This is a genomic window from Pseudoalteromonas sp. HF66, from assembly GCF_011806445.1.
Lineage (GTDB): Bacteria > Pseudomonadota > Gammaproteobacteria > Enterobacterales > Alteromonadaceae > Pseudoalteromonas > Pseudoalteromonas apostichopi.
Genome location: NZ_JAATOU010000001.1, coordinates 655,424 through 674,646 on the forward strand (window position 1 = coordinate 655,424; position 19,223 = coordinate 674,646).

Below are 19,223 nucleotides of genomic sequence, written 5' to 3' on the forward strand. Positions count from 1 at the left end.
AATTAAAGTACCCCGTTATCAATTTGTTGAGCAAGCCAAGTTGAATTACGCATTGCCAGCGTCATGATGGTGAGCGTACAGTTTTTATGAGGGTTTGAAGCAAATACACCGGCATCCATTACAAATAGGTTATTACAATCCCACGTTTGCCCCCATTGATTGGTGACCGAATCTTTCTTTGAGCTACCCATTCGTGTGGTTCCCACTTCGTGGATGATTTCGCCGCCTTTTGAAATTGCTTTTTCAGCAGGTGGGAGGTCGCCAACGGTCGCACCCATGTTTTCTAAAATTTGCTTCGCAGTTTTTAAACCATGTTCAATTTGCTTTAACTCTCTGTCAGACCACTTAAAGTGGAACTTTGATACCGGAATACCCCATTTGTCTTTAACCTTTTCGTCAATTTCCATATAGGTATCTTTGTTCGGTAACATCTCGCCACGCAGAGCAAAGCCAACGTAAGAGCCATATGCATCACGAATTTGTTGTTTGAGGGCAGGACCATAGCCTTGTTTATCACCCGATACACCCGAGCCTGGTTGTCTAAAGCCACCGCCAATTTCAAAGTGATAACCTCGTGGAAAGTCTAGCTCATTGTTAGCTTGTGCTTGATGACCCCACCAAGGAATAAATAAGTGATTAGCGGTATGGCCATCTTCGTTATAACGTGGACGGCCTTTAAGTGAAGGAATTTGTGCACCTAACCATGCACCTGTCGAATCCATTAAGTTTCGACCTACTTGGCCACTTGAATTAGCAAGGCCTTTAGGGTGCTTTTTATTTTTTGAGTTTAATAAGATACGCGCTGATTCACAGGCACTGGCTGCTAAGATAACCACATCTGCATCAATGGCATGCTCAGTGACCGTATGTTTATCAACATAGGTTACGCCAGTTACTTTACCTTGCTCATCAACCTTGACTGATTTAACCATGGCATCGGTAATTACTTTTAAGTTACCCGTAGCTTTTGCCATAGGTAGAAGCGATGTTGTGGTTTGGAAAGCGGCGCCAATCGAGCAACCAGAACCACAAGGTGTTGCATAAAAACAGGCCATGCGGTCATCTTTCGGGCGGGTTAGTACCGCGCGGTGCATAGGCACTGCTTGAATGCCCATTTTCTTTGCAGAGGCGGCAATTAAAAGCTCAGGAACACGCGGCTTCGGTGGTGGCTGTAAAATACCTGGCGATGAATCTGGCATATCTTCATGGCCAGTATTGGTACCACATACACCTACAAGCTCTTCTGTTTTATCGTACCAAGGTGCTAAATCAGCGTATTCAAAAGGCCAATCAGCACCGTGACCATCACGGCTTTTAGCTTTAAAATCGTGCTCACTAAAGCGTAATGAATAGCGGCCCCAGTGGTTAGTTCGACCACCTAGCATACGTGCACGCCACCAGTAAAAGTCACTGCCTTTAGCGCTAGTATAAGGTTCGTCAGGCACTTGCCAGCCGCCATCAACGGTTGCATCGTAAAAGCCAAAGTTTTTGTCTTTATTACCAGCCCCCATAAGTGGGGCTTCGTTGTTACGGCGAAACATCGGGCTTTCTGTTTTCGGGTCATAATTACGACCGGCTTCAAGTAATAAGACTTTGTGGCCAAGTTTGGTCAGCGTATAAGCAGCCATGGCACCGCCAGCTCCAGAGCCAACTACTAATACCTTATGTTTAAAATCAGACATCTTATAGCTCCTTAATTTTTATATTTTTAAACCACACTTTGTCACCGTGGTCTTGAAGCCCAATATGACCTTGCGATGCTGTTGCAAAGTTTTTCCAGGTTGCAAACTTACTGCCTTTAACAAGGGTATTCCAGGTTGTACTACCAATCACAATGCTGGTGGTGCTGATACCGTTTTGCCAAACTTGTAAGTGGTTGTCTTGCATCTTAATGCGTACATGATTCCAGCTATTTGCAGGTTTGTGTGCCGCAGTTGGCGCTGCAAATAAATCGTAAATTGAACCCGCTAAGTGCGAATCAATTTCAGTATCTGGGTGTTCTTCGTTATCGATAATTTGAATTTCAGGAGCATGTGAGTAAATCATCTGCCCAGTTTCATCAGCCAGTACGAAAATACCACTATTACCCTTGGTAGAGATTTTCCAATCAATCAGTAATTCAAAATTTTGGTACTGCTTTTTGGTAAGCACATCACCGCCACCTTTGGTTAATGTCATTGCGCCATCTTCAACAACCCACGCAGGATTTAAAGATTCGCTTTTAAAATTGCGCCACTGCGACATATCTTTGCCATCAAACAATAACTGCCAGCCAGCTTGCTTTTCTTGTTGTGTAAGCTGATTGTCAGCCGCATTAGCGAGTGCACAGCTACTAACGGTAAGCATTAAAGTCAGTGCTTTAAGAGATTTAAACATAGTGTTCCTCGACGATTTACTTGCTTAAGACGCACATTTTTCGGTGCGTTTGTTGTTATTAACTACTAAATGCAACCCAATGAATGCGACGATTAAAATAATTGGGAAGATCAGTAGGTTTTGTAATACAGCCTGTCCGGCTAAAATTTCAATTTGTTCAGCACTTGCACCACTTGCCTCTGCCGATGAGCGGGCAGTGTCTATCCAGCTACCAATTACTGGGTTCCAGATGCTCATAGCAAACATGCCTGCACCGCCCATTAACGACATACCCAACGCGCCAGATTTGGGAATGTATTCAGCAACGCAGCCAAGCATGGTTGGCCAAAAGTAGGTAACGCCAAGTGCAAATAGCATCGCTGCCAGATAAATCATGCTGCCCTCGGCTTGACTCATCATAAAGATCCCTAAGCTTGCACAAATGGCAGAACCAAGTAACACACCAGTAGGATTAAGCTTATGAACAATTGGACCCGCAAAGAAGCGACCAACAGCCATTAAGCCGGTGATTAAAGCTAATACCACCATAGGAGAAGCCCCAGAAGAACCTAAAATTCGCTCAATCCATTGTTGCGTTCCAAACTCAGTGGTTGCAGTGAACGTCATACACGCAATTAAAAAGATGTATAACGGCGTGAATAAGTGGCGAATATTGCTGGTGGTTGAGTGAGCACGGGTATCAAAGCTAGGAAACTGAGCTTTAATTAGCATCGCGCCATAAATAACGGTTGGAACTAAAATTAATGCTACTTGCCACTGCCAATTTAGGCCCGCTCCCGACATAAAGTTAGAAGCAAGTGCGCCAATCACAATGCCACCTGGGAACCAAACATGAAAACGGTTTAGCATGGTAGTGGTATTTTTAGGATACATTTCTGCAATTAGCGGATTACACCCCGCTTCAACAGAGCCGTTAGCAAAACCAATCAAAAAGGTAGAAATTAACAAGCCCCAAAAGCCATCGGCAGTAATAGTCAAAACCAGACCAAGTAAATGACAGATAAACGCTAAAGCGACTAATTTCTTAGCGCCAATGGCATTATAAATAATACCGCCGACCATAGTCGCAACCGGAAAGCCCAAAAATGCCATGGCATTCACCCAACCAAGTTCGGTGTCTGTTAAACCAAATTCACTGCCAAGTTGACCTAAAATACCAGCACGGATGGCAAAGGTCATAGAGGTCACAATCAGTGCTATACAGCAAAGCCGAAAGACTATGCGGTTATAATTATTGTTGTCCATATTGTGTGTCCTGTGTGTTCTATTGTTGTTGGTTTTTATAAACCTAAAATTCGATTATTACGCTCAGTGTTTGTTGCGCCACTGGCAAAATCGTCAAAGGCTTTGTCTGTTGGGTTTATTAAGTGAGCTTTAATAAACTCAGCACCTTCTCTTGCTCCATCTTCAGGGTGCTTTAAGCAGCACTCCCATTCAAGTACAGCCCAACCATCAAACCCATATTGAGTTAACTTGCTAAAGATTTGCTTAAAATCTACTTGGCCATCTCCTAAAGAACGAAAACGACCCGGTCGGTCCTGCCAGTTTTGAAAACCGCCATATACCCCAGAGCGGCCATTCGCAATAAACTCGGCATCTTTGACATGAAACGCTTTAATGCGCGAATGATAGATATCGATAAACGCTAAATAGTCGAGCTGTTGCAATACGAAGTGGCTCGGATCATAAAGAATATTAACGCGCGGATGATTATCAGTAGCCGCTAAAAAGCGCTCAAATGTCACGCCATCATGTAAGTCTTCACCCGGATGTAATTCATAACAGACATCGACACCATGCTCGTCAAAGCAATCTAAAATAGGTAACCAACGCTTAGCAAGCTCATTAAAACCTTGCTCAACGAGTCCTTGTGGGCGTTGTGGCCACGGGTAAAAGGTATGCCATAAAAAAGAACCCGAAAAAGTCGCATGAGTTGTTAACCCCAGGTTCTTACTGGCTTTAGCAGCTAGCATCAGTTGCTCTGTTGCCCATTCTGTACGTGCTGCAGGGTTACCTTTTACATGCTCTGCGGCAAAGTTATCGAACATTTCATCGTACGCAGGATGTACAGCAATTAACTGACCTTGCAAATGGGTTGATAACTCTGAAATTGTAAGTCCATACTCTGTGGCAATACCAGTGACTTCATCGCAGTATTGCTGACTTTGGGCGGCTTTTTCTAAATCGAAAATTTCAGGGTTAGAGGTAGGTACTTGAATCGCTTTGTAACCTAAACCGCTTGCCCACTTACATAAGCCACGAAGGCTGTTAAAGGGGGCTTCTTTAGAAATAAACTGCGCCAAAAAAATTGCTGGCCCTTTGATTTTATTCATTCTTTATTATCCAATCTGTAATTTGTGCCACTTAATGTCTTGCTTTGATGAAGCAACTACGTGCTCAATAAATGCCATACCACGTATAGCTTCATTGATGCCAGGCACATCAAATGCTGAGTTTGTTGCATGGTCGCCTTGTTTAAATGCGTGAATTTGTGCTGCAAAATTGCTGTAGATATTAGCAAATGCTTCTAGGTAGCCTTCAGGGTGACCTGCAGGGGCTCGCAGTGCGTTTTGTGTGTCAGGGTGTAATTCACCCACACCCGCTCGCAGTAAAATAGAGGGTTGGTTGTGACCACGCAGCCATAAACTATTAGGCTCAAGCTGTGACCATTCAAGGCTTGCCTTGTCGCCGTAAATACGTAGCCGTAAGTTGTTTTCATCGCCAATAGCGATTTGGCTTGCTAGTAAAACGCCTTTACAACCATTATTGAATCTAAGTAGCACGGTGCCATCATCATCGAGAACTCGACCATCAACGACATGATCTAAATCAGCACAAAGCTCTGTAATTTCAAGGTCAGATACATATTCGGCTAAGTTAGCTGCATGCACGCCAATATCGCCCATACAGCAGCTAATGCCTGACTTACTGGTATCTAAGCGCCAACTTGCTTGTTTTGATGCTTCGTCTTCACTATGAGATAACCAGCCTTGGGTGTACTCAACAATCACCTTGCGAATCGTGCCAAGCTCACCGGATTTAACGCGATGTTTGGCTTCTTTTACCATAGGGTAACCCGTGTAAGTGTGGGTTAAACCGTACAAAACGTGCTGCTTTGCAATGATGGCTTGTAATTGCTCTGCTTCTGCAAGTGTTAGCGTTGCCGGTTTGTCTGATAACACATGAAAACCATGTTCAAGTGCCATTTTGGCGACGGGAAAATGTAAATGGTTGGGTGTTACAATAGCTACAAAGTCGATACGCTCATCAGCGGGTAATTTTGCTTCTTCGGTAAATAAGCTTTGGTAACTGTCGTAGCAACGACTGTTATCTAGCCCTAGTAACTCGCCAGTTGCTTTACACTTATTAGCATCCGAACTAAATGCGCCTGCAACAAGCTCTATCATCCCGTCTAATCGTGCTGCGATACGATGAATAGCGCCAATGAAAGCACCTTCGCCACCGCCAACCATCGCCATGCGGATCTTAGCTTTGCTCATCTTAAGCGCTCCTAATTTAAATAGCGTTAGCTACTGTTAATCTCATGTTATTGATAATAGGAAAGCTTGAGCAATAAGTGATAATAAAAATTCGGTTGACAATGCAACAAAATCGGCGTTTAAAATATATAGCATTATTCGGGAAAGAGACAAAATTGAGCGATGGATATACAAGAAATAATAAAAAAAGCTGGTGTAAATCAGTTGATTGCTGCATTTGACTTATTGCCAGATATTCTCTTTTGGGTAAAAGACACTGATAGTAGAATCTTGCATTGTAATCAACATTTTATTGAGCATCAGGGTTATAAAACACTTGAGCAAATATTGTTAAAAACAGACTTTGACTTTTCCCCAAAACACTTGGCGTTTCAATACGTCAATGATGATAAGCGAGTGATGGAAGGCTTCATAGTGACTGACCGTTTAGAACTTAATCAAACCCAACAAGGTGAGCTTGGTTGGTTTTCAACATCAAAGCATGCTTTAAAAGATCACGATGACAATGTGATTGGCACCTACGGGGTGACTCGGCACTTACAAAAAACCTCAAAAGCGCTTTCTCATGTTCGTGCGATTGAAGAGCCTGTAAAATTTATTCGCGAGCACTATCATCGTCAGATCAGTATTGATGAATTGGCAGAGCTTGCACATTTGTCAGTAAGTGCCTTAGAACGTCGCTTTAAAAAGCATTTGGCAAAAACACCTAATCAGTTTATCAACGAAGTCCGTCTCGAAAATGCCCGCAAGCTACTGATTGAAACACAGCTACCCATTTCACAGGTTGCTTATCAATGCGGATTTTCCGAACCAAGTTACTTCAGCAAACAATTTCGGCGTTTGTTTGGTGAAATTCCATCACAAATGCGCTCACAACTCGGTGATTAAATTGCCGCTCTCGCCATTAAAATAGCCCCTTGCTCAGCACTGGCAAGGGCAGGGGTTAAACGCGCTTTACTAGCATAAGTTAAGTAAGGGGTAATGGCACTGGCAATACCGCCCATCAAGGTAATTTTTTTAATGCCTTGCTTTTCAAAGTATGAGATATAGCGGGCTATGTATGCACAAGCTTCATTGATTAATTGCTTACAAAAAGCGTCGTCAGAATGGCTAAAAACGAGGGGCGCAAATTTAGCGAGCTCAGCAGGGCGCGCCGATATTAAAAGCTGACTTAACGCTTGGCTGGAGTGGCAGTTAAGCTGGGTGAGTAGGGTATCTATGGCCGTTGAACTTTTCGCAACACCATCAAGTACTTCAAATGCTTTACGGCAAAGTTGTAAGCCTAACCAACCACCACTGGCACCATCGCTCAGTAATAAACCATATCCACCCAATTCGTTAAATTGGTTTTGCTGCTGGTAGCCTGCACAAAAGCCCGTACCAAGAATAATCACCGCGCCATCATGGTGTTGGTGTGCGCCTTTACACGCAATCAGCATATCTGTTGACAGGGTAAAGTTGGCAAATGGATGTTGCCACATGAGCATAGATTGATAGGCAGATTCGATATTGGCACCAGCAAGCCCGGCATGCACATAGGTGTTTTTCAGCTCGCTTATGGCAAGCCCAGCATCATGAAAAGCAAGTTCTGTAGCATGGAGTATTGAACTTTGACTTTGTTGGCAGCTGGTAGCCACGTTTGCTGAGCCACTTATAGCTTCGCTAAGTAGGGTGCCATTTTCGTTTTCTAAACGCACCTTACATTTACTGCCACCGCCATCAATACCTAAAAAATAAATTGCTTTGCTTGCCATGCTTAATCCTTTGAAAGTAGCTTATTGATAGCCTCAGCGCTAATTGCACCTTGTGCGTTATGCACGCAAGAGTGTACATGTACAGATGCATTTGCTGAATGGTTTCTTATTAATTGCCAAAAAGCTTCCGTGTTTTCTAGGGTAACGCCACCACCCATAACAATTTCTATTTGATTAGCGCTGTGTGCTAAGTATGTGTTGAGCTGATTTAGACCATCAACAGCACTTTGGCCGCTTTGCCACGGCGTGCCTGCTGTTAATATGCGGTCAACTCCTAAGCTAATGAGTTTATCAAGTGCGCATAACGGGTTTGTCAGGCTATCGAATGCACGATGAAAGGTAACAATAAGCCCATAATGTTTTGCGGTGGCGAGTAAAGAACGAGTTACCTCTATATCAAGTTTTCCTTGTTTGACTGCACCAAATACTACCCCATGTGCGCCTACATTAGCTGCGAGTTTTATCTGCTTTTCCATTAATTTATGACACTCAGTACTTACAGTAAAATTGCCAGCTTCTGGTCGTATCATTACTAATAGCTCGGTATTTCTGGTCAGGCTTTTCAATGCGCATTCAATTGCAGAAATACTGGGTGTTAAGCCTCCTAGGTGCAAATTACTGCATAACTCAAATCGTTTTACGCCTAAGTTGCTAGACGTAAAAACGTTGTTCGCAAGTTGCTTTAAGTCGCCTTCGTTTAGGCAGACTTCGAGAATTTTACCATTGCTCATCGTCGTTTTTTTACCATATCTATTACACCTAGTTTCTAGTCACTTATTTAACTTGCATTATCAGAAAGTATCTTTCGGGTTTTAATTTATATTTATCAATGGATTATATCTTTTTATGTGTTTTTTAGAATTTAGGTTTAAATACAAAAAACATAAGGTTAACTATAAAGTAGAAAAGATAAAAATGAATATAAAATATTCCACACGCCGATTTTGTCATATCTCTCACCGAATTTTTATTATCACTTTTTGACCACTCACCCTATTCTGAATTGGAGTTTAACAAGCTATTAACTACCGATAATACGTTTTAAAACCGATAACAATAAATCGTTTTTTGAGAGGTTATACCAATTCGCTTAATTAAATGACTAAGTATTATTGCGGGTTGGTATTAAAGCCTCATAAACAAAAACAGAACACACAACTGGAGATAGGCATGGGCAAGCAAACTGTAATAAAAACAATAGGGCAGGGACGGCATTTCAAACGTAATGCAATATTAATTTCGCTATTGGCTGCTATTAATACAAGTTACGCAGCAGAGCAAGCAAATGACGATGTAGAAGTGATTGAAGTACGAGGAATTCGTTCTTCAACAGCAGAAAACTTAGCAATAAAACGACTATCAGCTGCCACTGTTGATGCAATCACTGCTGAGGATATAGGTAAGTTTCCTGATAAAAATGTCGCTGATTCATTGCAACGTGTATCAGGTGTTCTAATTGACCGCGATGGTGGCGAAGGTAGCCGCGTAAGTATTCGTGGTACTTCACCAGATTGGACTCTAACCCAATTAAACGGTAACTATATTGCTTCATCAGGTTCAGGTACTCCTACCCGTAGTTTTAATTACACGTTATTGCCTTCAAGCATGATCAAAAGTGTAGAAGTGTATAAAAGTGCTGAAGCACGCATAGATGAGGGCGGTATTGGTGGTACGGTTATTTTACATACCCGTAAACCACTAGAGATGGAAGCAAACTCAGGTGCGTTAAGTGCTGAAGTAACTTACGATGATGTGTCTGAAGATACTAAACCGCAAGTCAATGTGCTTTATTCATGGAAAAATGACGACGAAAACTTTGGCGTACTTGCCGGCTTTACTCGTCAAGATCGCACCGTAACAACCATCACTAACAACGCGTCACACTGGCGTTTTCACTCAGATACAGTTGAAGGGGCAGAGCGCCCTGCGCTTGTCGACCAAGCAACTGGCGAAGTGTACAACAATGTATGGGCACCGCGGGCTATGAGTGTAAATAACTCAAACCAAGACCGTACCCGTGATGGTTATCAAGTGGCCGTTCAATGGGCCCCAAGTGACAGACTTGACTTAAACTTTAATTATTTTGGTGCCAAGCTAGGTTATGACCAAACAGGACAAAGCATTACTTTTGCTGAGTGGAATGATAATCATAACCCGTATTATGGCATTGTACTAGATGGCGATACCGTGGTTGCTTACGGTAACGGTGATAATGGTTTACTGAATGACAATAACTGGGGTGATGCTGATGTAAACGGCGGTGTGCCTGTGCGTCGTGGTTTGTTGTCTCCTCAACTTACCGGGCGTGAGCGTTTTGGTGAGTCAAAATCAAACACCTATGATTTTGAAGGCACCTATTATGGCGATACTTACAGCGTTACAGTAAAGCTGGGGCATACCGAAGCAGAGGGCGGTACCTCAAAAGAAACCTACGCTAATATTGATGCGCGGTTAGGCTCAGTAAATAGCTGGTTATGGTCAATTGAAAATGGTAAACCAAGCTATGAAGTATCGACCGATTTAGCCACTGATAAAGAAGCGTACCAATATTACGATTGGTTTGACTCTTACTCATCTGAAAATGAAGACTCTGAAGATTACATTCAAACAGATGTAAAATTTGACCTTGATGGCAACTTTTTCACCCGTGTCTATGTAGGTGCTAAATATCGCGATCATGAAATTAAAGGCATTCGTAACGACTTTCGTTGGGATGACGGCATCGCTGATAACGGTGGTTACCGAGGTTATTTACCTGGTACTGAATGGTTCCATAATCCAGATTTTCATCCGGATGCACCAACATTAGTGAGCGACCACGTGGTTGATAACAGCGCCGGTGATACAGGTGCATTTAACTTTTTAGCATTCGATTTTGGAGCGCTTGATAACTACTTAAAAGAAAACTTTAGCCAAACAGTTGTACCTACGCTTTCGGGTACTTATGCCCTTGAAGAGAAAATTTGGTCTGTGTACACACAAGCTGATTTTGAATGGCAAGATTTTCGCGGTAATGTCGGCGTGCGCTATGTCAATACAGAGCTTAGCACTTTGACTTACGATGATGTCATTGGTCAAGACGATGACGATACCGACCCGAATGAGCGCAGTAGCGATGGCAGTGAAGTACTACCAAGCTTTAACCTTGCATGGGATGCAACCGAAGACCTTGTTGTTCGTTTTGCCGCAGCACGCACCATGGCAAGAGTGAGCTATTCAGACTTAAGCCAGGCCGAGTCATATGGTCCTCCAGTTAACATTAACTCACCTGATTCATGGACAGGCCGTGGTAATGGTACCTCAGTAAATACAGGGCTTGAGCCTATGTTATCTGACCAATTCGATTTAGGTATTGAATGGTATTACGGCGATGGTTCAGCACTTGGCGCGACGTTATTCTCTAAAGATATTTCTAACTTACCAATTTCGACAGTAGAAATAGTAGAGCGTGAACACGATTGTTGTAATGGCCCAATCGAAGTCGAAATGAACACCAAAGTCGGTGGCGGTGATGCAAAATCAGAAGGTTTAGAGCTGTTCTTCCAGCATTCGTTTGATAATGGTTTTGGTATTTTAACTAACTATACCTACACAGATACCAGCACCAGCGAAGTATCTACCGACGGGCAAAAAACAGAAGCCGAAATTCCAGGCACGGCTAAGCACCAATATAATGTGTCGGTGTACTTTGAGAATGACGACTTTAGTGTTCGTGCGTCGTATAACTGGAAAGATGACCGTGCTAACGGTATTCACCAAGGCTATAACTTATATACCAAAGACTATGGTCAGCTTGATGTGAATGCCTCGTACAACTTAACAGAGGATCTTTCGTTTACCGCATCAGTTGTGAACCTAACAGAAGAAGTTGAAGAAGGTTACTGGAAACAAAGCAATCGCTTTACTTATAACCAATATTCGGGCCGCCGTTTTTACTTAGGCGCAAATTATAATTTCTAACCGAAGACATGTTGTTTGTTGCAACCTAAAAAGGTACTTTTATTAAAGTACCTTTTTCTTTTTTAAGACAATAATGATTAAGTTTGTAAAAACAACTGAGCAAGACAAAGCCTATTTACTCGACCTAAGGTTAAATACTATGGTTGAGCATTTAGAAAATCAGGGGTTATTTTTATCACTTGAGCAGCATCAAGCAAGAGTGGCTGAGCACTTTGAGCATAGTCATTTAGTGTTAAATGATGGGCAATGTGTAGGCGCTGCCAAGTTCATCGTTAGTGATCAAGCAATTAGTTTATTACAGCTACAAATTGCACCTAAAGAGCAAGGCAAAGGGTTAGGCACTAAGGTGTTAGATGCACTAAAAGCGCAAACAGCAAAGATAAATTTAACGGTGTTAAAAGCTAATCCAGCGTATGGATTATATCAACGGGCAGGGTTTAAAACTCTAGGCGAAGACGACTATGAGTTTCACATGCAGTGGCAGAAATAAAAAAGGGCGCTGTTAAAAACTAAGCGCCCAATTTTGACTATTTCTTTTCTTCGTCAGGTAAAGTGACGTTTAGCTCAAGTACTGCTAAGTCATCTTCGTTTTGGTCAAACTGAACCTGAACTGCATCAGTGTTTACATTCACGTATTTACGAATAACATCTAGGATGTCTTGTTTTAGCTGTGGTAAATAATCAGGTGTACCACGCTGTGAACGTTCGTGTGCGACAATGATCTGCAATCGCTCTTTTGCTAATGACGCACTGCTTTTCTTTTCTGAGCGGAAGTAGTCAAGTAAAGACACATTAACCTCCAAAAATCCGTTTAAATAAGCCTTTCTTCTCAACGTCTAAGAAACGAAAATCAACAGTTTCGCCTAATAAACGATTGATTGCATCTGTATACGCTTGGCCAGCATCAGATTCAGCATCTAGAATAACCGGTTGACCAGAGTTCGATGCACTAAGAACAGCTTGTGATTCAGGAATAACGCCCAGTAGTTTAATCGCTAAGATTTCTTGTACGTCTTCTACCGAAAGCATTTCACCTTTTTCAACACGCTCAGGATTATAGCGTGTTAATAGTAGATGTTCTTTTACGCTTTCAAGACCTTCTTCAGCACGTTTTGATTTGCTGTGTAAAATGCCAAGAATACGGTCAGAGTCACGTACTGATGATACTTCTGGGTTCGTTGTTACAATCGCTTCATCAGCGAAGTACATTGCCATCATTGCACCAGCTTCAATACCCGCTGGTGAGTCACACACAATGTAATCAAAATCTTTTTTCAGCTCGTTAAGTACGCGCTCAACACCATCACGGGTTAGTGCGTCTTTATCACGGGTTTGTGAGGCAGGTAAAATATGTAGCTTATCAACGCGCTTATCTTTAATAAGTGCTTGATTTAGGTTTGCTTCGCCATTGATTACGTTTACGAAATCATAAACAACACGGCGTTCACAACCCATGATAAGGTCAAGATTACGTAGACCAATATCAAAGTCGATAATAACGGTTTTAAAGCCTTTAAGCGCTAAACCTGTGCCAATCGCAGCACTCGATGTGGTTTTACCAACACCACCTTTACCAGAAGTAACGACAATCACTTTTGCCATGAGATTTATCCTTTAACCAAAGCTGAAATTTCTAATGAATCATTTTTTTGTTGGATTTGTACTGCGCTGCCCCAGTGTTCACCTTGTAGAGAGTCGCTGATCCAATAACTACCATTAATCGAAACAAGTTCTGCTTCTAATTTTTGGCAAAATATATTTGCTTCGTTGTAACCTTTTGCCCCTGCAATTGCACGGCCGCGAAGGGTACCATAAATGTGCACGTTGCCATCGCTAATCACTTCGGCACCATGGCTTACAGCACCAATCACAATTAGGTCGCGATCTTTTGCATACACTTGCTGTCCCGAACGAACAGTGCCATGAATAACTTGCGCAGGCAGGTGAACGGTTTTTTCAACGATAGATGTATTTGTTTGTTGTTTAGCGGTTGCAGCCTTAACGTCTTGTGAATAATTTAACACCGACAAGCCTGCAGCTTTTGCGCTTTCGTTTTGCTCTTGAGAGCCATTACAAACCCCAACAGGGTTTAGCGAAAGGCCGCTTAACATTGATTTTAAGAAAGAGAAATCAAGCGCTTCATCTTGTACGTCGCTTAAGTTGATTACGATAGGCGCACCGGCAAAGAACTTAGGTGCTTGGGCGATTTTCTCATCTAACTGCTTACTTAAGAGGGCCGTATCTGCTGAAAATAAATGTAAAACAGATAACGTAAAAAGGTTCCCTTTTAATTCAAAAATTTGTTCCGACATACACGCTCAATTGAATTGTCTGGATTAGCATAATTTAAGTATAAACACAGGCTGAACAAGGCATATACAGTAAAAATCTAATCTATTTTTTCTAACTTATTATTTGACTCATGTTATAGTGTGCGCCTTCGTTAAGCAAGATATTATAGGGCCATAATGCTAACTGCGGTGTATAAAAGTATTAAAAAAGCGGATACATACCTTTTTGTAGAAAAAAGAGATGATTTCTCACGCGTACCTGAACCTTTACTAGAAACGTTTGGTCAACCTAAGTACGTGATGATGATTAATCTAGCAAGCCGTGAAAAGTTAGGTGTGGCAGACTTAGGCGCGGTTAAGCAAGCGTTAATTGATCAAGGGTTCTACTTGCAATTACCTCCGCCAGAAGAAAACCTGTTAACCCAATTTAAAAAAGACAAGGGAGTTGAGAGTGATTAAAAAACTTGCCGTCATTTTACTCAGTGCTTCACTAAGTACTTCAGTATTGGCAGAACAAAAGACACAAGCTGATTTTGACGTTTACGTTGCAGCATTAAAAAAAGAAGCAATTGAAAAAGGCTATGATGAAGCCTTAGTTGATCAAGCACTTGCAACAGCTAAATTCAAAAAGAAAGTTATTTCAGCAGATAAAAATCAGCCAGAAGTAAAAGAAACCCTCGAAACTTATTTACCAAAACGTGTGCCGCAATGGAAAATTGACCGCGCGCGTAAATTATACAAAGAAAACCAAGACGTTCTTGAAAAAGTAGCCAAAGAATACGGCGTTCAAGCGCGTTTTATTGTTGCACTTTGGGGCCTTGAAAGTAACTTTGGTAAAATCCAAGGTGGTCACAGTGTGATTGCATCATTGGTGACACTTGCGTTTGATGGTCGTCGCGAAGCCATGTATAAAAACCAACTTTGGGCAGCACTTGATATCTTAAAAGAGGGTCACATTACCCTTGATAAATTCAAAGGCTCTTGGGCTGGTGCAATGGGGCAAACGCAGTTTATGCCAACCTCATTTAACGCCTATGCTGTTGATTACAATGGTGATGGCCGCAAAGATATTTGGACCACAGAAGAAGATGCATTTGCTTCAATCGCAAATTATCTCAAGCAAGCTGGTTGGAACGATGATTTAACCTGGGGTCGCCAAGTTAAATTACCTGAAGGGTTTGATAACTCATATATTCTTAAACGTGGCACGAAAACACGCAGCCAATGGTTAGAGTATTGGAAAGATTCAGAGCGCAGCCTTGCAGATTGGCAAGCCATCGGTGTTCGTAAAATGGATGGCAGTGACTTACCAAACGTTGATGTTACCGCCGCAATGGTAATGCCAGATGACGTGAACGGCCGTATGTATCTAGCCTACGATAACTACAAAGCACTTATGCACTGGAATCGCTCGTATTACTTTGCAACTAGTGTTGGTTATTTATCAGATCGCATCGGTTACCCAGCGATTAAGTAATTGAGTAATAAAAGTTAGCAAGTACCAAGGGTAAAGCAATAAGTTTTACCCGAGCAACTTGCTAACTTATTCGGCGTTAAAACGCCTCCTACAAACTCGCTAACTTTCCACTCGATACAATTTTAAACTTTTACATTGAGTGATTGTTGCAGTGCTTCAACGTCTTTACAGCCAAGGTATATGTTTTTTCCGTCAGTTAAAGTTATTTTAACGGCTTTTCCAACAGACGCGTTATATAACCAGCCATCACTTAGCATACGTATACCAATTCCTTGATACCATTTTGTTTGGTATTCAGAAGTATCTGTAATCTGAGATAATTCAACCTGTTTGCTAATGATCCCAAACCCAAAATACCAACGAAGTTGTTGTTCATCGATTACTATTGTCAGTGAAAAAAACAACACAGCGATAAGCAGGTTTATCGATATTATAATCAGTTTGAGGTTAGCCAGTTCAGGAGAGAAAATTATAAAGGCACTAATCATTAATAAAATAATAATTAACGTGTAATTAATTTCCGTTTGTTTATACATAGCCTAATATCCTTGTATGTCAGAACGTAAATAGACGCTTAATTATTAGTATAGCAAATGGAAACAAAGTTACGATTATCTCCTACAAACGCCTAAAGCACGACCTACAAGAGTGCGCGTGAAACAAGTTTCACGCCTACGATGAATCCCGTAGGAACGGCTTCAGCCGTGAATCTTTAAATATTCGGCGTTAAAACGCCTCCTACAAACTTTACTCTCGTAACTTGTAACTTCCCCTTCAATCGCGCTAAAGCACGACCTACAAGAAAGCGCGCGAAACAAGTTTCACGCCTACAAGGTCAAACTCGCTAACTACTCACTCTTCCCCGGCTTTTTCAAAATCTTATCTTTAAAATCAAGTACCTTACCAATGCCAGAACCTAGTTTCATTAGGCTTTGCAGTTGCTCAGGGCTTAAGCGCTGTAGCTCTGCAGACCATTTGGTTACGGTTTCGAGTAGGTCGTGAATTTCTTGCATTTGCTGCTGAGCAAAGCGCTCATCATCTGTGTGGGCTTCTTCTAAAATGTTATCGCGAAGCAGGCTTAGGGTTGGGTCTATCTCGCGCTTTTTACGTTCTTCGAATACGCGGTTGGCCATATCCCAAATGCTGCCAGCAGGGCCGTAGTATTCTTTACGGTCACCCGGAATATGGTGCACTTTAATTAAGCGCCAAGACTGTAGCTCTTTAATGCCCATACTTACGTTTCCGCGCGAGATACTTAAGGTATCGGCAATTTCATTTGCCGTCATTGGTTCTTTAGTAATGGTTAATAATCCACACATTTGACCAATGGTGCGGTTAAAGCCCCAACGGCTACCCATTTCACCGCAGTGCATAACAAAAGCTAAGTTTTTTTCAGATAGGCTCATAATTTTTAGTATTCAAAAATTTCAGAAATTAAATGCTAGCACGCTCGGGGTATAACTAAAAGAAATAGCCACTATGCAATCTTCTGCTACTAAAGTGTAGATATGCCATATTTAAAATTTAAGTTATTGAATTTAAATAATAGTTTAATTAAATGCCGCAGTGATTAGCTATTTGATGTGGATCAATAATAGTGACAGTTAATAAGTTTATCGTATAGGCTGAAATCCAATAATACCATGGAGGAACGTTATGAAAGCTGCAGTAAATAAAGAGTACAAGGGTAAATTAACAATCGAAGATATCCCATGCCCAGAGGTGGGAATTAACGATGTGCTAGTTAAAATTGCCGCGTGTGGCGTGTGCCACACAGATTTACATGCATGTCATGGAGATTGGCCAGTTAAACCTAAAATGCCATTAGTACCGGGCCATGAAGGGGTAGGTACTATCGAAAAAGTAGGCGCAAACATTAAACACTTATCAGTAGGCGACCGTGTCGGTGTTCCTTGGTTATATAGCGCCTGTGGTCATTGTGAGTTTTGTTTAGAAGGTAAAGAAACTTTATGCCTTGAGCAGCACAACACGGGTTATTCAGTAGATGGTGGTTACGCTGAGTACTGTGTAGCTCATGGCGATTACGTGGTGAAAATTCCTGATGGATTAGGTTTTGCAGAAGCCGCACCACTATTTTGTGCGGGGGTTACAACTTATAAAGCGCTTAAAGTGACCGATGCCAAAGCGGGTGATTGGGTGGCAATTGTCGGTGTTGGCGGCCTAGGCCATTTAGCGGTGCAATACGCAAAAGCAATGGGCTTTAATGTAATTGCCGTTGATACCGGCGAGAGCAAATTGGCACTGGCCAAAGAGCTTGGCGCAGACATCACCATAGATTTTATGAAGCAAGTGCCTTCAGAAACCATTTTTGAGCAAGTGGGCGGGGCACATGGTGTTGTGTGTACTGCTGTTTCAAAACCCGGTTTTGAGCAAGCTTATAAAAGCGTACGCCGTGGCGGTAAGTGCGTGCTTGTAGGTTTACCACCAGAAGATATGCCATTGCCAATTTTCGACACCGTGTTAAATGGGGTGTCTGTGGTAGGTTCAATCGTTGGTACGCGTAAAGACTTACAAGAATGCCTCGACTTTGCTGCTAAAGGGAAAGTTAAAGCCATTATTGAAGAAAAACGCCTCGAAGATATCAACGATATTTTTGACGACATGCTAAAAGGCGATATCACAGGCCGAATCGTAATGACGCTTTAAGCTGAGTCAGTTAACGCTGTCAGGTTTGGTTGAGTGATTCAATTAAATCTGACAGTTTTTCATATGCTAAAAAGTAAGTAACTGTAACTTGTTTTTGCCCCAAAATAAGTTAGGTTAAATGCTCTAACTGCTGCTTTGAGCAATCAAGAAACGGTCCAAGCCCTACACATTGAATGATAAGTTAACGCATCTTTAATAATAGCTAGAAAATTTTGCTTAATGGGCTTACAACACCGTTTGCTCCTTGTTGTAAAACATGGGTGTAAATCTGTGTGGTTTTGACATCAGAATGGCCCAATTGTGCTTGAACGGTGCGAATATCGGCGCCACTTTGCAATAGGTGCGTTGCAAATGAATGGCGCAAGGTATGAGGCGTAATAACCTTTGTAATATTGGTTTGCTTTAATGCTTTTTTAATCGCTTTTCTAACACATGTAGGGTGGAAATGGTGGCGACGTATCTCGCCAGTTTCTGGGTCATCACTTAATTTGTAGGAAGGAAATAAGTATTACCACGCTAGTGATTTCTAAGTAATGGGATCAACTCCGTTACAAGAGTAACTATACGATGCTTGCTGCCTTTTCCGTTCCAAATTTGAATGCATTTGTAATCAAAATTAATGTCCTTTACTCGCAAATGCACCGCCTCCATCACACGCAAACCACTTCCATACATTAACCCCGTGATTAAGTAATATCGCTTGGAAAGATGACTCATCAATTACTTTACTTCATAAGGCGTCATCACTACAGGCAGCTTGGGTTGTCGATTACTTCGTGCAAAATTCAAGTTTAAAGAAAGCTCATTTTTGACAATATGTTTATATAAAAAAGCGAGCGCATTTAAAGATGCACTTTGTGTTCTAGGTGACATATTACGTTTTAATACAATATGGTCTAAAAACGCTTCGACTTCTGCATCTCCCATTGAGCTTGGGTGACGTTTGTTGTGAAAGTGAATAAATTTTGCGATCCAACCTAAATAAGCATTAATTGTTCTTAATGAATACTGACGAGTGAGCATATAGTCTGCAATGTAGTTTAAATAAGGAGAGCGAGTTTTCATTTTCATTCCTTTGAAATGAAGCTGTATATATATACAGTTTTAGCTCAGTCGCTCGTATAGTCAAGAAAACGACCCAATCGCTCGTTTTTATCCTGAGGTAAAAGCGAGAACTCCTAAATTTTAATAACACTGG

At 41.7% G+C, this 19,223-nt stretch carries 18 protein-coding genes and 1 pseudogene; 6 read left to right on the top strand and 13 right to left on the bottom strand.

Annotation, left to right across the window (positions count from 1 at the left end; translation table 11 throughout):
• Positions 1-2: 2 nt before the first annotated feature.
• The 5 genes from HCZ11_RS02765 to HCZ11_RS02785 are packed head-to-tail and all read right to left on the bottom strand — an operon-like array spanning position 3 to position 5,876.
• Entirely contained in the window at positions 3-1,682 is a 1,680-nt protein-coding gene (locus tag HCZ11_RS02765) for a GMC family oxidoreductase (RefSeq protein WP_167657572.1), read from the bottom strand.
• 1 nt (position 1,683) lies between these two features.
• On the bottom strand, positions 1,684-2,376 hold the full coding sequence (locus HCZ11_RS02770) for a DUF1080 domain-containing protein (RefSeq protein WP_130052584.1): 693 nt from the start codon (positions 2,374-2,376) through the stop codon (positions 1,684-1,686).
• A 24-nt stretch (positions 2,377-2,400) separates the two neighbouring features.
• Positions 2,401-3,621 carry a sugar MFS transporter gene (locus HCZ11_RS02775; protein ID WP_167657573.1) on the bottom strand — a complete coding sequence of 407 codons (1,221 nt, stop codon included), beginning with the start codon at positions 3,619-3,621 and terminating at the stop codon, positions 2,401-2,403.
• Between the two features lie 35 nt (positions 3,622-3,656).
• The gene (locus tag HCZ11_RS02780; protein ID WP_130052582.1) at positions 3,657-4,709 is read right to left on the bottom strand and encodes a sugar phosphate isomerase/epimerase; all 1,053 of its coding nucleotides are present in this window, start codon (positions 4,707-4,709) and stop codon (positions 3,657-3,659) included.
• Positions 4,710-4,715: 6 nt separating this feature from the next.
• Entirely contained in the window at positions 4,716-5,876 is a 1,161-nt protein-coding gene (locus tag HCZ11_RS02785) for a Gfo/Idh/MocA family protein (RefSeq protein WP_130052581.1), read from the bottom strand.
• A gap of 162 nt (positions 5,877-6,038) precedes the next feature.
• Here HCZ11_RS02785 and HCZ11_RS02790 point away from each other — a divergent pair, with 162 nt between their 5' ends.
• Positions 6,039-6,764, top strand: a complete 726-nt coding sequence (locus HCZ11_RS02790) for an AraC family transcriptional regulator (protein WP_130052580.1) — start codon at positions 6,039-6,041, stop codon at positions 6,762-6,764.
• On the opposite strand, the gene HCZ11_RS02795 is transcribed toward HCZ11_RS02790, so the two are convergent.
• Positions 6,761-7,630 carry a BadF/BadG/BcrA/BcrD ATPase family protein gene (locus HCZ11_RS02795; RefSeq protein WP_167657574.1) on the bottom strand — a complete coding sequence of 290 codons (870 nt, stop codon included), beginning with the start codon at positions 7,628-7,630 and terminating at the stop codon, positions 6,761-6,763. The two genes, HCZ11_RS02790 and HCZ11_RS02795, sit on opposite strands and share 4 nt — an antisense overlap.
• 2 nt (positions 7,631-7,632) lie before the next feature.
• Positions 7,633-8,361, bottom strand: a complete 729-nt coding sequence (locus HCZ11_RS02800; protein WP_167657575.1) for a copper homeostasis protein CutC — start codon at positions 8,359-8,361, stop codon at positions 7,633-7,635.
• Between the two features lie 439 nt (positions 8,362-8,800).
• Between HCZ11_RS02800 and HCZ11_RS02805 the strand changes: the two genes are divergently transcribed.
• Together HCZ11_RS02805 and HCZ11_RS02810 are read left to right on the top strand one after the other, a co-directional pair.
• The gene (locus HCZ11_RS02805) at positions 8,801-11,590 is read left to right on the top strand and encodes a TonB-dependent receptor (protein WP_167657576.1); all 2,790 of its coding nucleotides are present in this window, start codon (positions 8,801-8,803) and stop codon (positions 11,588-11,590) included.
• Between the two features lie 73 nt (positions 11,591-11,663).
• Positions 11,664-12,080: a GNAT family N-acetyltransferase gene (locus tag HCZ11_RS02810; RefSeq protein ID WP_239977573.1), complete on the top strand. Its 417-nt coding sequence runs from the start codon at positions 11,664-11,666 to the stop codon at positions 12,078-12,080.
• A 37-nt stretch (positions 12,081-12,117) separates the two neighbouring features.
• Here HCZ11_RS02810 and minE read toward each other — a convergent pair whose 3' ends face one another.
• Genes minE through minC form a run of 3 tightly spaced genes read right to left on the bottom strand, consistent with a single transcriptional unit; the run spans position 12,118 to position 13,902 of the window.
• The gene (minE, locus tag HCZ11_RS02815; protein ID WP_054552047.1) at positions 12,118-12,381 is read right to left on the bottom strand and encodes a cell division topological specificity factor MinE; all 264 of its coding nucleotides are present in this window, start codon (positions 12,379-12,381) and stop codon (positions 12,118-12,120) included.
• A gap of 1 nt (position 12,382) precedes the next feature.
• Positions 12,383-13,192: a septum site-determining protein MinD gene (gene minD, locus HCZ11_RS02820; protein ID WP_130052576.1), complete on the bottom strand. Its 810-nt coding sequence runs from the start codon at positions 13,190-13,192 to the stop codon at positions 12,383-12,385.
• 5 nt (positions 13,193-13,197) lie between these two features.
• The gene (minC, locus tag HCZ11_RS02825; RefSeq protein ID WP_130052575.1) at positions 13,198-13,902 is read right to left on the bottom strand and encodes a septum site-determining protein MinC; all 705 of its coding nucleotides are present in this window, start codon (positions 13,900-13,902) and stop codon (positions 13,198-13,200) included.
• A 156-nt stretch (positions 13,903-14,058) separates the two neighbouring features.
• On the opposite strand from minC, the gene HCZ11_RS02830 reads away from it, so the two are divergent.
• The gene (locus HCZ11_RS02830; protein ID WP_130052574.1) at positions 14,059-14,340 is read left to right on the top strand and encodes a YcgL domain-containing protein; all 282 of its coding nucleotides are present in this window, start codon (positions 14,059-14,061) and stop codon (positions 14,338-14,340) included.
• The gene (locus HCZ11_RS02835) at positions 14,333-15,358 is read left to right on the top strand and encodes a lytic transglycosylase domain-containing protein (protein WP_130052573.1); all 1,026 of its coding nucleotides are present in this window, start codon (positions 14,333-14,335) and stop codon (positions 15,356-15,358) included. Before HCZ11_RS02830 ends, HCZ11_RS02835 begins: the two co-directional genes overlap by 8 nt.
• A 122-nt stretch (positions 15,359-15,480) precedes the next feature.
• Here HCZ11_RS02835 and HCZ11_RS02840 read toward each other — a convergent pair whose 3' ends face one another.
• Both HCZ11_RS02840 and HCZ11_RS02845 read right to left on the bottom strand, forming a co-directional pair.
• The gene (locus HCZ11_RS02840) at positions 15,481-15,894 is read right to left on the bottom strand and encodes a hypothetical protein (RefSeq protein ID WP_167657577.1); all 414 of its coding nucleotides are present in this window, start codon (positions 15,892-15,894) and stop codon (positions 15,481-15,483) included.
• A 312-nt stretch (positions 15,895-16,206) separates the two neighbouring features.
• Positions 16,207-16,764, bottom strand: coding sequence for a GbsR/MarR family transcriptional regulator (locus tag HCZ11_RS02845; RefSeq protein ID WP_119852928.1), 558 nt, complete (start codon positions 16,762-16,764; stop codon positions 16,207-16,209).
• A 250-nt stretch (positions 16,765-17,014) separates the two neighbouring features.
• On the opposite strand from HCZ11_RS02845, the gene adhP reads away from it, so the two are divergent.
• Positions 17,015-18,025 carry an alcohol dehydrogenase AdhP gene (adhP, locus tag HCZ11_RS02850; RefSeq protein ID WP_167657578.1) on the top strand — a complete coding sequence of 337 codons (1,011 nt, stop codon included), beginning with the start codon at positions 17,015-17,017 and terminating at the stop codon, positions 18,023-18,025.
• Positions 18,026-18,227: 202 nt separating this feature from the next.
• Here adhP and HCZ11_RS02855 read toward each other — a convergent pair.
• Positions 18,228-19,090 (bottom strand): annotated as a pseudogene (locus tag HCZ11_RS02855) (tyrosine-type recombinase/integrase).
• Positions 19,091-19,223: the final 133 nt, after the last annotated feature.